Annotated in this window: 12 protein-coding genes; 4 read left to right on the top strand and 8 right to left on the bottom strand. The window is 59.2% G+C overall.

The features are described 5' to 3' along the window. Positions 1-102 precede the first annotated feature (102 nt). The gene (locus tag ACN0XM_RS01630; protein ID WP_417565167.1) at positions 103-2,235 is read left to right on the top strand and encodes an EAL domain-containing protein; all 2,133 of its coding nucleotides are present in this window, start codon (positions 103-105) and stop codon (positions 2,233-2,235) included. 12 nt (positions 2,236-2,247) lie between these two features. Here ACN0XM_RS01630 and ACN0XM_RS01635 read toward each other — a convergent pair whose 3' ends face one another. From ACN0XM_RS01635 to ACN0XM_RS01670, 8 genes are all read right to left on the bottom strand, one after another. After that, positions 2,248-2,907 (bottom strand): energy-coupling factor ABC transporter permease, encoded by a 660-nt coding sequence (locus ACN0XM_RS01635; protein ID WP_417565168.1) that lies wholly within the window; start codon positions 2,905-2,907, stop codon positions 2,248-2,250. A gap of 80 nt (positions 2,908-2,987) precedes the next feature. After that, on the bottom strand, positions 2,988-4,721 hold the full coding sequence (locus ACN0XM_RS01640) for a SulP family inorganic anion transporter (protein WP_417565169.1): 1,734 nt from the start codon (positions 4,719-4,721) through the stop codon (positions 2,988-2,990). An 8-nt stretch (positions 4,722-4,729) separates the two neighbouring features. Further along, positions 4,730-5,596 (bottom strand): MBL fold metallo-hydrolase, encoded by an 867-nt coding sequence (locus ACN0XM_RS01645; RefSeq protein WP_417565170.1) that lies wholly within the window; start codon positions 5,594-5,596, stop codon positions 4,730-4,732. Positions 5,597-5,681: 85 nt separating this feature from the next. Further along, the gene (locus tag ACN0XM_RS01650; protein ID WP_417565171.1) at positions 5,682-7,196 is read right to left on the bottom strand and encodes a diguanylate cyclase; all 1,515 of its coding nucleotides are present in this window, start codon (positions 7,194-7,196) and stop codon (positions 5,682-5,684) included. Positions 7,197-7,291: 95 nt separating this feature from the next. Further along, the gene (locus ACN0XM_RS01655; RefSeq protein ID WP_417565172.1) at positions 7,292-7,912 is read right to left on the bottom strand and encodes a tetratricopeptide repeat protein; all 621 of its coding nucleotides are present in this window, start codon (positions 7,910-7,912) and stop codon (positions 7,292-7,294) included. Further along, positions 7,909-8,691, bottom strand: coding sequence for an SDR family oxidoreductase (locus tag ACN0XM_RS01660; protein ID WP_417565173.1), 783 nt, complete (start codon positions 8,689-8,691; stop codon positions 7,909-7,911). Before ACN0XM_RS01660 ends, ACN0XM_RS01655 begins: the two co-directional genes overlap by 4 nt. Continuing rightward, positions 8,678-10,864, bottom strand: a complete 2,187-nt coding sequence (locus ACN0XM_RS01665; RefSeq protein WP_417565174.1) for an AMP-binding protein — start codon at positions 10,862-10,864, stop codon at positions 8,678-8,680. Before ACN0XM_RS01665 ends, ACN0XM_RS01660 begins: the two co-directional genes overlap by 14 nt. After that, positions 10,848-11,549: a thermostable hemolysin gene (locus tag ACN0XM_RS01670; protein WP_417565175.1), complete on the bottom strand. Its 702-nt coding sequence runs from the start codon at positions 11,547-11,549 to the stop codon at positions 10,848-10,850. Before ACN0XM_RS01670 ends, ACN0XM_RS01665 begins: the two co-directional genes overlap by 17 nt. Positions 11,550-11,776: 227 nt before the next feature. On the opposite strand from ACN0XM_RS01670, the gene ACN0XM_RS01675 reads away from it, so the two are divergent. Genes ACN0XM_RS01675 through ACN0XM_RS01685 form a run of 3 tightly spaced genes read left to right on the top strand, consistent with a single transcriptional unit; the run spans position 11,777 to position 14,670 of the window. After that, a complete protein-coding gene (locus ACN0XM_RS01675) occupies positions 11,777-12,190 on the top strand; it encodes a GtrA family protein (protein WP_417565176.1) in 414 nt (137 codons plus the stop codon). Further along, entirely contained in the window at positions 12,177-13,169 is a 993-nt protein-coding gene (locus ACN0XM_RS01680) for a glycosyltransferase family 2 protein (RefSeq protein ID WP_417565177.1), read from the top strand. The genes ACN0XM_RS01675 and ACN0XM_RS01680 overlap by 14 nt, the downstream gene beginning before the upstream one ends. Next, the gene (locus ACN0XM_RS01685; RefSeq protein WP_417565178.1) at positions 13,153-14,670 is read left to right on the top strand and encodes an ArnT family glycosyltransferase; all 1,518 of its coding nucleotides are present in this window, start codon (positions 13,153-13,155) and stop codon (positions 14,668-14,670) included. The genes ACN0XM_RS01680 and ACN0XM_RS01685 overlap by 17 nt, the downstream gene beginning before the upstream one ends. The last annotated feature ends 50 nt before the right edge of the window (positions 14,671-14,720 follow it).

Below are 14,720 nucleotides of genomic sequence, written 5' to 3' on the forward strand. Positions count from 1 at the left end.
CATTTAGCAATGAATTTCTGCTCAACTGGTACCATCGGCACAGATCTCACAGGGAGGAGAGTTCACACATATATCCGCCGGAAAAGACAGATTACGACTCACATGCCCAAACCCCCGACCAAGATATCCCCCCCTTCAGACATAGACCCAAATCGCCTTGCCCTGGTTGCATCAGCAACACCGAACCTGCTGATCATGCTGAATGAAGCGGGACGTATCGAGTGGGTCAATCCCAGCTTTGAGCAACACACCGGTTATTCGCTGGCTGAAATCCGGGGGCGCTTCCCGAGGGAGGTCCTTTATGGACCAAACACAGACGCCAATACCGTAAAACGCATTAACCAGAAGCTGCACTGTGGCGAAGTGATCGAAGAGGATATTCTTCACTACACCAAGAGCGGCACACCTTACTGGGTACATACCTATTGTGTGCCGATTGGCGGTGAGCAGGGGATTGCACCGGGCTTCATTGCCATCCAGAACAATATTTCAGACCGGAAGAACAGTGAACGCGGCCTGCGCATCGCTGCCAGCGTATTTGACCGCAGCCATGAAGCCATCATGATCTCCGATCAGTCAAACCGGATGCTGGATGTAAATCCGGCGTTCTCACGGATTACCGGTTACAGCCGGGATGAAGTGCTGGGACTCAACCCGGCCATTCTCAGTTCCGGTCGGCATTCCAGGGAATACTACCGGTCCATGTGGCAGTCGATTGAAAAAACCGACCACTGGCGCGGTGAAATCTGGAACCGCCGGAAGAACGGCGAGGAATACATTGAACTGCTCTCCATCAGCCGTGTTCACCTGGAGGAGCCCGGGCAGTACTACCACGTGGCGGCGTTTTCCGATATTACCGCCCTCAAGAACCACGCCAGGGAACTGGACCGGGCGGCCAACTACGATGACCTGACCGGGCTGCCGAACCGACAACTCCTGGAAGAGCGGCTGCGCACCGCCCGCAATCATGCGGACCGGCAGCGTCGCAGCCTGTCGGTCTGCTACCTCGACCTGGACGGCTTCAAGGCCATCAATGACCGGCTGGGCCATGCAGCCGGCGACCAGACTCTGCGAACCCTGTCTGAACGGCTGACCCGGGCATTGCGCAGTGGCGACAGCGTGGCCCGGATTGGCGGTGACGAATTTGTTCTGCTGCTCCAGGGCGACGACAACCACGACGCAGTCTATCAGCGCATTCTTGCCACCGTTGGCAAGCCTGTTGCTGTAGGAGACCAGAGCGTCACCCTGACGGCGAGCCTCGGCATCACGCGCTATCCGGAAGACGGGGCAGACGCCGAAGGTCTGATCCGCCATGCTGACCAGGCCATGTACTCAGCCAAAGAAAAGGGCCGTAATCAGTATCACTTCTTCGACCCAGGCCTTGATGAGCATCGCCGGAATCGCCGGAATCAGCTGGTGGATATCACCCGGGCTCTGGAAAACGATGAATTCGAGCTATATTTCCAGCCCCAGGTCCGGATCACCGATAGCCAATTGTTTGGTTTTGAGGCGCTGATCCGTTGGAATCATCCTGAAAAGGGCCTTGTCTCGCCTGGCGAATTCCTTCCCATCGTCGAGAACAGTCATCTGGAAGTTCCACTAGGCCAGTGGGTGCTGAAAGAGGCCATTTATCAGATGAACGCCTGGAAGGAAGCGGGCGAGGATCTGGCCGTCAGCATCAATATCAGCGCGCCGCATCTGATGGACCGCAGCTTTGCCGACTACCTGGAAAGCTATCTGCACAGCCATCCGGAGGTGAACCCGGGGCAGATTACCCTGGAAGTGCTGGAGTCAACGGCCCTTGAAGACACCAAGCGGGCCAGCAATGTCCTGGCCCGGTGCCAGACCCTGGGACTGCAGGTGGCCCTGGATGACTTCGGCACCGGTTTCTCGTCGCTTACCTACCTGCGCACGCTGCCGGTGAACATTATCAAGATCGACCAGAGTTTCGTGCGCAACATGCTTGAGGATGCCAGCGACCACGCCATTGTGGAAAGTGTGATCTTCCTGGCCCAGCGGTTCGCCCATCCGGTATTGGCAGAAGGTGTTGAAACCATGGAACACGCCCGGGCGCTCAGGCACATGGGCTGCAACTTTGTGCAAGGCTATGGCATCGCCCGTCCGATGCCCGCCAGCGAGGTTCTGGGCTGGGCACGCCAGTGGCAGGAACGGGTAGAAACCGGTAAAAGTGGCGATGCGCTCAACCCGGTTCTGGCCTCTGGCGAGGGCATCTGACCGGGTACGGCGTTATCGGTAACGTCGCTGATCAAGGGTTGTCAGCCGGTCCGGGTGAAACACCATCAAACCGGTCACGAAGGTGCCGTTCACAAAGCCCTCCGGAATCATGAACAGGGGCAGGTAGCGCAGGTACTCGTGCACCAGTTCGTCGAAGGTGTAAACACCACTACTCCAGAGCATCAGGCACATGACGACGCCGGCGGCCGCCACCGAAATGCCCGCGCCGAAGAAGCCACAGAAAAAGATGTAGGCGAAGAAGTTCCGGAAGTTCTTCCGGCGTTCCCACAGCATGATCCAGTGGCTGACCAAAGCCGGCACCATCACCGTCACCAGGCCATTGGCGGCAAACATCACTAACGGCTCACGGCCTGTAATAACCGTGATCACCAGGGCCAGCAGGCCGGCCATGACTGCCAGAGCCCAGCCCAGCATCAGGGTAATCACGGTGATTCCGAACACATGAATCGCCAGACCCGGCGAGATCCCGGCGCGCAATTGCCAGACAAAACCAAGCACCACTGCTGCGCCGAAAAACGAGTGCTGAAGGGCGTTGTCTTTACGAAGCGCCTGCCAGTCGATGGAACGCAGTGCCCGGGCCAGAATTACCAGGAACAGTAGCAGAGTAACGAGCCACTGGCCGGTCGATAGCAGGTTTTCGGTCATTCCCATGGTACAGTCCCGCTGAAACCGGAGAGGAGCTACCATGATAACGGCCCGCCCCACCCCCGGCGCAAGCGGACCTTGTGACGTCAGGCCACTTGTTGTCTGAACCGCCCCCTATCGGTCAGGCTCTGCCAGGCCCCGTAGGTACTGAGAAATACCTCACCCCCCAGATTGGCCAGCAGCTCCGTGCTTTTTAGGCGATCCATCACAGGGCCTTTCACCTCGGAAAGATGCAACCTGACGCCGGCGTCCCGCAGGCGTTCATTGATCGCTTCCAGGCTCTCCAGTGCGGAGGCATCCACAAGGTTCACGGCCGGGCAGACCAATACCAGATCTTTTAACTCCGGCTCCCGTGTCACCAGATCCATCACCGTTTCCTCCAGGAAGCGGGCATTGGCGAAATACAGGCTTTCATCCACTCGAAGGAAGGTGACCTTCGGGCACAACTCCACCTCGTGACGAAGCACATTGCGAAAATGCTCCGTGCCGGGTACCCGGCCAACCACCGCGCAGTGGGGACGGCTGGTGCGATACAGGAACAGTCCGACAGACAGCGCCACCCCGGCGATAATGCCCGCCTCGACACTGTGCACCAGCGTCAGCACGATGGTGGCAAGCATGGCACCGAAATCGGTGCGGGAATAGCGCCAGGTTCGGCCCAGTGCTGGCAGATCGATCAGGGTGGCAACGGCCACGATAATGGTGGCCGCCAGGGTCGCCTGGGGCAGCCAGGCAATGGCCGGGGTGAGGAACAGCGTTGCCAGGGCAATACCCACTGCCGCATAGGCCCCGGCGGCCGGGGTTTCAGCACCGGCATCAAAATTGACCACCGAGCGCGAGAAGCCCCCGGTTACCGGCATGCCACCGGACAGACCGGCACCAAGGTTGGCGGTGCCCAGACCAATCAGCTCCTGATCCGGATCGATCCTCTGGCGGCGTTTGGCGGCCAGTGTCTGGCCCACAGACACCGATTCCACAAAGCCCACCACGCTGATCAGCAGGGCACTGACCGCCAGCTGCTGCCACAGCCCCATGTCCAGAGTGGGCAGGGCCAGCTCCGGCAATCCTCGGGGTACGTCCCCAACCAAACGAACGCCCTGGCTGTCCAACTGAAGTTGCCAGGCCACCAGGGTTGTCACCAGAACCGCCAGGATGGGCGCTGTTTTGGTCAGGATGTCCGCCACTCTCGGGGCCAGCCCCATCGCTATGAGAAGGGGCTTCAGGCGCTTACGCGCCAGTACCAGGAACAACAGCGCCCCGGCGCCTACGGCCAGGGTGGCCAGATTGGTGTCGCCAATCGAACGCAAAAGCGACTGGCCAATTTCCAGCAGGTTATGCCCGGAGGCCTGAATTCCGAAAATATGCTTGATCTGACTGGCAGCGATCACAATGCCGGAGGCGGTAATAAACCCGGAAATCACCGGATGGCTCAGAAAATTGGCCAGGAAGCCGAGCCTGAAAACGCCCATCAGTGTCAGCATCAGGCCCGACATAACCGCCAGTAGAACCGCACCAGCAACGTATTCCGGGGTACCTGCTTCGGCAAGCGGTGCGAGCGCTGCCGCTGTCATCAGGGAAGCCACCGCCACCGGACCGACAGACAGCGTTCGGCTGGTGCCGAACACAGCATAGATCACCAGAGGCAGGATGCTGGCGTACAGGCCAACCTGGGCAGGCAGACCCGCCAGCAGCGCGTAAGCCAGGGACTGGGGGATCAGCATCACAGTCACGATGACCGCGGCCACCAGGTCACTGGTGGCCTGGCCACGACCATACTGAGGCGCCCACTCAAGGATAGGCAGATAGCGTTTGAAGTTCATCGGGAACCTCAGAACAGGTTAACCGGAACTTTCAGGTACACCTGACCGTTATCCTCGGCGGGCGGCATGTGTCCGGCACGCATATTGACCTGCACTGACGGCACGATCAGCCGGGGCATGTCCAGGGTCGCGTCCCGCTCGGTGCGCATTTTCACAAATTCTTCCTCGGACACGCCTTCGTGAACGTGAATGTTGGCCTTGCGCTGCTCCGCCACCGTGGTCATGTACTGATATTCATCCCGGCCGGGAGCCTTGTAGTCGTGGCAGAGAAAAATACGGGTTTCCGGCGGCAACGACAGCACCTTCTGGATCGAATGGTAGAGCATACGGGCATCGCCACCTGGGAAATCACACCGTGCCGTACCATAGTCCGGCATAAACAGGGTGTCTCCGACAAAGGCAGCATCACCAATGACGTAAGTCAGGCAGGCGGGGGTGTGGCCCGGCGTGTGCAAAACATGCCCTTCAAGGCCACCGATCAAGAAGGTATCCCCCTCCTGGAACAACTGGTCAAACTGGCTGCCGTCGCGCCGGAATTTGGTACCGGCATTAAACGCCTTGCCAAAGATCTCCTGAACGTCTCGAATATGCGCGCCAATACCGGTTTTGCCACCGAGCTTCTCGTGCAGGTAGGGCGCCGCAGACAGGTGATCGGCATGGACGTGGGTTTCCAGGATCCACTCAACCTGCAGATTGTTGCTGCGGATGAAGTCAATAATCTCATCGGCCGACCGAACATCGGTGCGACCGGCGGCATAATCAAAGTCCAGCACCGAATCGAGGATCGCGCAGGCCTGGCCTTCCGGATCCCGCACCACGTAACTGAAGGTGTTGGTAGGTTCATCAAAGAAATGCTGAACGATCGGGTTGCTCATGACTATCACCTCTATCGGACCTGATATATCTACATTTGATTCTAAGGATATACTGTTTGGTAATATGAGGTGAAATGATCTTTTCTTATATGCGCAATGTCCCTGATGCATCGACAAGGCAGCCCCTGCCCGCTTGCTTGGCCAGGTACAGCCGGTGGTCTGCCAGTGAAATCAGGGCATCCGGGCTTGCCGGGCTGTCCGTCAATTCATCGATGCCGGCCACGCCAGCGCTGACGGTCACCGCAATGGCCTGACCATCAAACACGAACCTTTCATCATGCACAGCTTCGAGGATCCTGAGCACCAGCTGAGGCACATCGCCATGTTCCACGGCGCTGAACACAACGATGAACTCCTCTCCGCCAAAGCGCGATACAACATCCATGGATCGGGTCTGGCGAATCAGAATCTCGGCAAACCGCTGGAGGATATAGTCGCCTCCGAGGTGTCCTATGGAATCATTGATCCGCTTGAAGTGGTCAATATCGAACATCACCAGAGCAAATTTTTCACCGCGCCTATTACTCCGGCCCAACATCTCGTCCAGCCTTGGCATCAGGTACCGGCGGTTATGTAACCCGGTCAGCGGGTCCCGGATCGACTGGTTGAGCAGCTCCTCCTCCAGCCGGTGACGCTCAAGAGCCCCGGACAGCAAGCCCGAAACAATAATCAGCAAATCCGCCTGATCCTCACGCCAGGTTCGGCGACGCATGGAATCCACACCAAAAAAACCGGTTACCTTGCCCCGTACCCGGATGGGTACACAAAACATTGACGACACACCCTGCTCCTGCAACAGAGCCCGCTCCGGGGCCGCCTCATGGGGAAGGCGGTCGACATCTTCAATGAACACCACCCGGTTCCCGGCCACCATGCCGTCGATCTGTTCATGCCACCAGTGAAAACCCTCGATCGACACCTCTTGCTGGGTGTCGATCAGGGACGGCACGCCTTCCCGGCACCATTCATGGGTATTGGTCATGCGTGCGTAATCTTCGGAGAATCTGTACAGGTAGGCGCGGTCCACCTCGAAGAACTCACCGATGGATGTCAGGAGTTCATCAATGCACTGATCGATGGTGCCGAAACCGAGGTTGATGAACTCTGTGGAGAGACGGGCGATGAGTTTCTGGAAACCTGCCTGAAACGAAAACTCAGCTTCACTTTCGCGCAGGCTCTGCTCCAGTTCCTTGTAATGCTGGATATTGTGAAACTGACCATACCAGATGGTGCTGCCATCCGGCTGGCGCTCCGGTTCTGAATGGGCCTCGAACCACTCATAATTGCCTGTTTTCAATTTGAGGCGGGCCCGATAACGCCAGGGGTTGAGAGTAAGCGCCGATTCCTGAATGCTTTCAAGGATGGCATCGGCATCGTCAGGATGGATTAACGAAAACACCTCATCGGCGTTTTCATTCAGCACCGAGGGATCGATACCAAATAGCACCTTCACCTGATTGCTGACGAAGGGGTAGCGGTGGGACTGGCCGTCAGCACTTAGCCAGTAGGTAAACAGGACACCAGGAGTGCCCGAGGCCAACTTCTGGAAAAACCCGACAGACATGGCGGACTTCTGTCCGTTATTGGACCTTTTCGCCATGGGCTGCATGTCTCCCTGATAAAGGATTCACCTCATCCTGTCAGAGAAGTGTAGTCCAGCATGACAGCAGCAGCTACCCCGGCGGTACCACCTGATCAGAGGGCGTCCAGACGCTCTTTGGCTTCTTTACGGCGACCGGCATCCGCAAGATCCCGACCGGGTCTGCCAGGCGCTTGCAGGACTTTTCGGAGGTACGTTTTAGCACGCTCAGTCTCTCCCTGCTCCAGCAGAAAATCACCGAAGAAATAATTGGCATCTATGCCATCGGGGTTGATGGCCAGCGCCTTTCGAAGGTAACTCCGGGCTTTGTCATCATCGCCGAAGCCCAGAGGCCAGCCGGGCACCTGATAGTAGAGACTGCCGAGGGAGGTATAGGCAGAGCCGTCGAGAGAGCCATCATCTATGGCCAACGCGGCTTCCAGTGACTTGCGGGCATCCTTGACCAGCCCGAGAGCCCCGAGTCCACCCTTGGCGCCGGCATAGGTGCTCAGGACAATACCCTGCCAGATCAGGGGCTCGGCACGATCGGGGTACCGGGCAACAAACGCTTCAGCCTCGGTCGCAAGGCCCTCGAAGGCCTTCTCCTGCTGGTTTTCCGGCAACTGGTATTGAATTTCCGCCCAGCGTTGCTGAATGTCCGCCAGTTCGGTTTCAAGATCGGCGGCCCAGAGGGGCATGGCGGCCACCCAGGCCATCATCAGAACCATCCACTTCATGACAATACTCCTGAATTGAGAAACCGTCGTATGATCGGCAGTTGCTTGAGCATGGCTTTATCGACGATGCGCGGGAGTACGCCGTTGATGACTATGAACAGCTTCTCCGGCCAGCCAAGGAACCGGCGGCGGTCATCGTTCTCCATGGCTTCCAGAATCTCCGATGCCACCGATGCCGGTGTGTCGACGCTGTTGCCAAGGGCCCGGTTAAGCTCGTTCACTTCTTCCGGATTCATTTCTGTCGCGGTGGCCCGGGGCGCCACGTAAATCACCTGAACGGCGGTATCCGCCAGTTCCCGGCGCAGTGCCTCGGTGAAACCGCGCAGACCGAACTTTGTGGCGCAGTAGGCGGTATAGCCGGGGAAACCGATGCTGCCAAAGGTGGACCCGACAAACACCAGAGCACCACTCCCGGCCTTCTCGAATCTGGGAGCAAAATGCCTGGCCACCAGAATGGCAGAGCGAAGGTTCACCGTTAGCTGGGCGTCCAGTTCACTGACATCCATGGCGGCGAGCCCGGCAAAGCGATTCTGGCCGGCACAGTGGATCACCCCGTCGATATCCGGGTAGGCTTCACTCAAACGCAACAACTGCTTGTCGAGATCGGCGGCCGCCAGATCCAGGTGTACCACCGACACACCTTCGCGGTGTTCGAGCCTTTCCGGGTGCCGGGAAGCCACAATCACCCTCGATCCCGCGCGCACCAGCGGATCCACCAGGGCCTTGCCAATCCCCCCGGTGCCACCCAGCAGGAGGAACACCCGGTCATGCAGCCTCATGATTTTGCTCCTTGCGGCTCGCCGGCAGCGGTATGTTGTGCAGCATGTCGCCATAGAGCCGGTACACCACGCGGGCAGCATCAATAATGGCTTGCTGGTCGTCCGGGTCTGTGATGTCGTTCATCAGGTTGCGGAAAAACTCGAAATGTTCCTGGTCCAGGGCACCATGGGAATACAGATAGCTGAATGCCTCATCGGGAAGACCCAACAGCTTCTGAATCTGCTCACCCAGCGGTGTCGCCAGTTCAATGGAAGTGCCTTCAAGCACCTGAACCATCCCGAAGAACGTGGCAGGATTGCCCCGGTTAATCTGGTCGTACAGGTACGAGACCATGAGCTCGATGGACAGGTCCGGCTTACCGTTGCGAATTGCTTTCTTGTCCGCACCGCAAGCTTCCAGGTCATTCAGGATCCACTCGTGGTGGCCATATTCCTCGTCGATGTACTCAACCAGTGCCTTACGGACGAATTCCATCCGCTCCGGCAATCGGGCGCCGCAGGCCATCATCAGGGGAACCGTGTGCTTGACGTGGTGGAAGGCCTGGGTCAGAAACCAGGTGTAAGCCTCAAGACTGAAACGCCCCTCGGCAATCGCCCTGACCACCGGCGCGCCGGTGACGTGTGCCCGAGCTTCTGCTGTTTCCTGCTGCAATCTGTCAAAAAAAGCCATGTGAGATTCTCCTGGCGTGTTGGATGAAGCTGAACAATCAATCGATAAGTTCGTGAAAATCTGAAAACTGTCTGCAATCAGTGTCGGCAGGTCGGCCTGAATTTTGTGGCGTACCGGCCGGCCGTTTGTGGTGAGGTGACCGGCGGCCTGGGTCAGGAGCTGCCGGCGAATGTAGAGTGCCTCCAGCCGTGCATAGTCGGGCAGCCCGGCATTGAGCGCGGTCAGCGCAGATCGTAACTGGTCCGGCGAGCGGCCATCCCGGATCACCACCAGCGCGCTGGGGTTCGGATCGCCGTCTCCAAATACCACCGCCTGCTGGGCGCCCAGGCCCTGGATCAGTTCACTCTCCAGCCATTCCGGGCTTAAGTTGCGGCCAAAACTGGTAATCAGAAGATTCTTGGCACGACCATTCACGGTCAGAAATCCTTCTGGACTGAGACGCCCCAGATCCCCGGTATCCAGCCACTCCTCCCCTTCGGGTTCATCGCCCAGATAGCCCAGATGGGTATTGCCACGGATCAGAATGTGGTGGTCTGAATCCACCATCACATCAACGTGGGAGAGCGGCTTGCCAACGGCGCCTTCGCGTTCATCACCAGGTACGTTGAGGGCAACCACCGAACTGCATTCCGACAAGCCGTAGCCCTCGTAGAGCGGCAGTCCGACAGCACGGCCACGGGCCAGCAGGTCCGGAGACACCCTGCCACCGCCAACGGCAAGGAACCGGAACGACTGATGGTCCAGCTGTCCCTGTTCGGCTGCCGCCACAAGCGCCATGGCCAGCTCCGGCACCAGAATCAGTGACTGCGGCTGGCTCTGGTTAATGCCCGCCACCAGGCGTCCAAGATTTAAACCGCTGCTTCCGGTCACCCCCAGGCTTTGGAGCGGAGCCAGGGTGACAGTGGCGCCCATCAGCAGAGGCAGGTAAACCCCCGCAATATTCTCCAGCAGCGTGGCCAGCGGCAGGATGCACAGGTGCTGTTGCAGCGGCACGCCCTCCAGCCGTTCTTTCAGAGCCAGTGTGGTCGACGTCATCTGCGCTGAGGACAGACACACCCCTTTGGGCGTGCCGGTACTGCCGGAGGTGAATGTGATCTTGGCGGTGGTTTCCGGCATCCAGGCCCCGGCTCCGGTTACCGGCAGGTGCCGAAGCCAGACACCATGACCCAGATGCTCACTGCCGAAACCCTGCTCACCGGACAGCAGGCAATCCAGGCTGGCCCGTTCGGTCAAGTGCGACGTCTGGGCTTTCGAGAAAAAAACCGGCACCGGGACACACACGACCTCTGCCAGCAGGCAGGCGAGATCGGCCAGAATCCAGGCCAGGGAATTGTCCCCGCACAGGCCAACACGTTGGACTCCCAGGCGACGTAACTGATCGGCCAGCGCTTCGGCCGCCTGCATCATCTGGCTATAACTGACTGCCGAATCCGGCCCCTGCAGGGCCGTGCGGGAAGGGTGAGCCAGCGCCTGACGCTGGAGCAGTTCAGGCAAGGCGACCATAAGCGCCCTCCTGAGCCTGATCTGTGCCCTCAACAACCGGCTGAACAAACCGTAAAAGGCCCGCCTGGCGAAGAGCGGCAAGCCCATCCGACACCTTGACCGCCATCACTACCGGGTGGTGATCATAATACCGGCCCCATCCGGCACCGCCGTCCGGAAGCCGGGCAGGGTCGGCATCGCCCAGAACCTGGGTGGCAATCCCCAGGCGATGGAAGCTGTTGCGCAGTTGATCAGTGCCGGTGCACACCACCCAGTCGTAACCGGCACCGTCCAGCCAGACCGACAGGGAGGCAAACAGATAACGGCTGACACCGGCTTCAACGCCGGCCAGGTGGGCAATCTCCGCGACCTTTTGGCGCTCAACGCCCGGAACCGGCATCACGGTTTCCACCGGAACAGCCAGGTAATCCTCCAGAAACAGTCTCTCCTGGCTGGCATTCCTGACGCCGACCGCTGCCAGCAGTGTGCCCTGCGCAGTGGTCAAGGCCAGCAGCTTCGGAATCCGCAAGGCAGGATCGGCACCATAAGCCTGCAAAAAGCGCCGGCGGATAAAGCCGGCAACGGTATCGGCCACGGCAGTCTCCGGAGCAATCAGGCTGAACCATCGACCGGCACACCGGATGACCGGAACCACATCCCGGCCATCCGGTAGGCAACAGGTGGACATCGTTAGCGGGTCAGTCATGGGCTTTCTCTCCAACAGCATCGGGGCCAACAGCATTTGGGCGCGATGCCCTTTGGTGATGACTGCCAGAATAGAGAGCGAGGCTTAATCGAGCCTTAAGTCCGAGCCATAGTTTTCTTAAGCCGGCCTTAAGGTTTTACCGGCCTCCCGGTTAAGGCTCGCTTAAGAAAGCCCGCGTAAAGTGCCGTGGCAGTTGCCGGACTCCGGATATCAGGAAGTAGCGTTGTATGAGATCAGCCGTAATCCAGCCAGCCCGATGGAAAAGACTGCTCCGGTTCCTCACTGGAGGCGGCTTCGCAACACTCATGCACTGGTCGGTCATGTTTGCGCTGATCTGGACCGGCTCCGACGCCGTTCTGGCCACAGCGACCGGCGCCACAGTAGGGCTCGCCATCAATTACCTTGCTCAGTACCGCTATACCTTTCGCTCCGGCCTCCCGCACCGGGTGGCATTTTCCCGCTATCTGGCCGGCGCCGGCCTGGGATGGGGCCTGAACCTGGCAAGCTTTACCGCCATGTACGCCGGCACTGGCCTGCCCATGGTTTCGCAGATTGCCGCAACAGCTGTCGCGACTCTGGCCAACTATTTCCTTGCCGAGAAGTTTGTATTCCAAGAGGAACAAACCAATGACACGCCCTGACGCCAAGCTCAGCATCGTCATACCGGTTCACAATGAGGCCGACGTTATTCCGGCCCTGTTGAATCGCCTGACTTTGGTATGCCGCCAGATGGGGATTACCACTGAGCTGCTGTTCGTGGACGACGGCAGTAGCGACAACTCTGTCGCACTGCTGTTACAGGCACGACGCCGGTACCCGGATATCCGGGTACTGCAACTGTCGCGAAATTTTGGCAAGGAGGCCGCCGTGACCGCGGGCCTGAATCACGCCCGTGGCGACGGGGTGGTCCTGATAGACGCCGACCTCCAGGATCCGCCGGAGCTGATTCCCGACATGGTGAACGAGTGGCGCAAAGGGGCCGATGTGGTGCTTATGAAACGACGCTGCCGCACCGGTGAGAGCTGGGTCAAGCAGGTAACCGCCTCCGTGTTCTACCGGCTGATCAATCGCATCAGTGACGCCCCCATTCCGGTGGACACCGGTGATTTCCGGCTGATGAGCCGGCGCACCGTGGACGCCCTCAACCGCCTTCCGGAACGCAACCGCTACCTCAAGGGCATGTTTGCCTGGGTTGGCATGCCCACCGTAACCCTGGAATTTGACCGCGACCCCCGGGCAGCCGGTAAAACCAAGTGGAACTACCTGAAGCTGGTTCACCTGGCCATGGAAGGCATCACCTCGTTTTCCACCCGTCCGCTTCGCATTGCCCTGATCCTGGGCCTGCTGGCCGCGGGGGCGGGCGGGCTGTTCGGCACCTGGGAAGTGCTGAAGGCATTGGTGCTTGGCGTTTCCACCCCTGGCTACGCCTCCATGATCGCCATGATCACCTTCCTCTCGGGGATCCAACTGCTGTGCGTCGGCCTGCTAGGTGAATACGTCGGCCGAATCTATATGGAAACCAAACAACGACCGGTCTTCATCCTCGCCGAGGATAGCGACAACCAACTCCAGGATTATCAACCGACCCTGCGGGTAGCCGGCAATGACCAGAACAATTAACACCCTGCTATGGCTGTTGTGCTCCGTTCTGGCGATAAGGCTGGGGCTAGGCGCGATCCTGCCATTTGCCGACACCACCGAACCGCGGTACGCGGAAATCGCCCGAATCATGGCCGAGACCGGTGACTGGATCACGCCCTGGTTTGATAACGGCGTGCCATTCTGGGGCAAACCGCCACTATCATTCTGGGCCCAGGCATTGTCCTTCAAGCTATTCGGCATTAACGAATTCGCGGGCCGGCTGCCCTCCTGGCTCGCCAATGCGGGCATCGTTTACCTGGTGTACGCCACGACCAGAGCTCTGCACACCAGAGCCGATACCGATGCGGCCCGGGCAAGCGGGCTCTGGGCTGCAGTCATTTACAGCACCACAGCACTGGGCTTCATCAGCGCGGGGACCGTAATGACGGATTCCTTTCTGGTACTGGCGACGACGCTCGTGATCGCCAGCCTGATCATCCGGTTGCAGGAAGGTTCGACACTTTGGGGCTGGGCGTTCTTCGTCGGCCTTGCCATCGGGTTGCTCGCCAAAGGCCCGCTGACACTGGTCCTGACCGGCCTGCCAGTCTTTGTCTGGGCTGCCCTGACTCGACAGTGGCAAACACTCTGGCAACGCCTGCCGTGGCTGCGCGGCACAGCACTCATGCTGACTCTGGTATTGCCCTGGTACATCCTGGCAGAACTGAAGACACCCGGATTTCTTGACTATTTCATCGTGGGCGAGCACATCAAGCGCTTCATTGTCAGCGACTGGCCGGGCGACCTTTACGGAGACGCCCACGACTTCACCCGGGGCACCATCTGGCTTTACCTGTTGCTGGCCAGCTTCCCCTGGGGTCTGATTGCACTTGTTGGCTGGGGGCTGACTCGCTGGCGGGGAGGCCGTACCGACTACCAGCAATGGCAGCCAAAAAAGCCTGGGCTGACCGGCCTGATCCTGGCCGCGGCCCTGACTCCGGCGGTGTTTTTCACCTTTTCCGGTAACATTCTGTGGACCTATGTCCTGCCCGGTCTACCCTTCCTGGCAGTACTGACAGCCGGCCTGCTTTCCGGTACAGACGTGCGATTCCTGCCCAAATACGCTCTCACAATGGCCCTGTTCATTCCGGTGGTCGGGACAGCAGCCGGCACCTGGTACGCCCTGAATCCCGGCAAATTGAAAACCGAGCGGGAACTGGTGGCACGGGTGGATGCGCTGCCCGGCGTTGCTCCCGATGACTTGTTTTACCTGAATAGCGCACCCTTCTCGGCACGCTTTTACAGTCACGGGGATGTCCGCTCACTATCGCAGGAGGCTCTGGCACTCCGTCTCACCCAGAACACAGTCGACAAACCGTTACTGCTAGCGGTCGATAACCGCAACACGTCCATGATCCAGACCTTGCAGGCCCAGGCCGAAGCGATTGATGGCAGCCGGCGCTACACTGTGTTCCGACTGATTCGGAACGCCTCCCGCACCGCCGAATCCGATCCCGTGAAGAAAGAGCGGCAAAGCGGCTGAGATCCTTTACACTTTCACCCTAAACACTTTTCCCGAAACGGATTCCGTTC

Origin of the sequence: Marinobacter sp. (assembly GCF_048269445.1) — a bacterium.
In the GTDB taxonomy this organism is placed as follows: domain Bacteria; phylum Pseudomonadota; class Gammaproteobacteria; order Pseudomonadales; family Oleiphilaceae; genus Marinobacter.